Source organism: Shewanella sp. 2_MG-2023 (assembly GCF_030548905.1).
Taxonomy (GTDB): domain Bacteria; phylum Pseudomonadota; class Gammaproteobacteria; order Enterobacterales; family Shewanellaceae; genus Shewanella; species Shewanella electrodiphila.
Window position 1 is genome coordinate 1 of sequence record NZ_JAUOSO010000047.1, and the last position, 1051, is coordinate 1051.

The window sequence follows — 1051 nt, forward strand, 5'->3', positions numbered from 1 at the left end:
CACTCGGAATATAATTTGACGAAAGATCCACTAACTTTCTATCAGATTTGGATTGAGCCTAATAAGCGTAACGTGGAGCCTCGTTGGGACACTAAACAATTCAGCAATGAGAACAACACAAACGGACTGCCATTATTAGTATCTGGATTCCCTGAAGATGAAGGTAGCGCGCTGTTTATTAATCAGCTAGCCCGGGTATATGGCGGAGTACTTAAAAAAGGAACCCGATTTACTCAAAAAATTGAGCAACAAATGTATGTGTTGGCATCTTCAGGTAGCTTTAAAGTTATTGATGATCAAACAGAAGTCGTCATGCAAAAAGGTGATGGGGCTGAAGTGACACTTCAAAAAACAATCACTATTGAAGTCTTAGAAGACAGTGAAGTGATTTTATTGGATGTGCCAGTAAATTAAGGCAAGTTTTAGTCAAGTATATTACAGCTTAACGCACTTCAATGATGAAGCTGAGTAAAGCAGTAAGTTTACCTTTTAAACAGAACAGGCTTTCAATGCGTTAAAATCTTCTGTATTTACTGGGGGCGAAATAGATATTTATATGGTGATTTTATAAAGAGATGTCACAAGTGGTTTAAGTAGACAGTTGCTATCAGCAGGCTCTGCTAAACCACACTAATCTTAGCTAACCAATTAGTCTGTTATCTAGGCGTAGAGGCCATAACCTTCAGTGTTACAGTTAACACGAGAAAGTTACTAATGGGTATTTTGCAGTTTGTTTTTATCGCAAAACAGACAAACTAACGATAAGCAAAGTGCATAAAAACCAATGATCCCTAACATCATCATTCCACTTTCATTTAAGAACATGTCGAGAAACACTTCTACTTCGCTCATTACTTAGCCTCAAAAAATTTACTGAATAAAATGCTTCCATGTGGCCACAAAGCCTTAACTAACCCACTATGGTTTATTTCAGTCGTTAGTTATTGAAGGGAGCGCATACTAACAGGGGAAAAATAAATAACTATCAAAGTTTGAAGTAATTACTCTAATCTATAGTTTTTAGACGATCTAATTAACAATGGCTGACCAG

Annotated in this window: 1 protein-coding gene and 1 pseudogene; one reads left to right on the top strand and one right to left on the bottom strand. The window is 36.7% G+C overall.

Features of this window, described 5'->3' with window-relative positions:
• Window positions 1-414: pseudogene (locus Q4600_RS21095) on the top strand (hypothetical protein); the annotation flags it as partial.
• A gap of 297 nt (window positions 415-711) precedes the next feature.
• Here Q4600_RS21095 and Q4600_RS21100 read toward each other — a convergent pair.
• A complete protein-coding gene (locus Q4600_RS21100; protein ID WP_303518501.1) occupies window positions 712-852 on the bottom strand; it encodes a hypothetical protein in 141 nt (46 codons plus the stop codon).
• Window positions 853-1051: the final 199 nt, after the last annotated feature.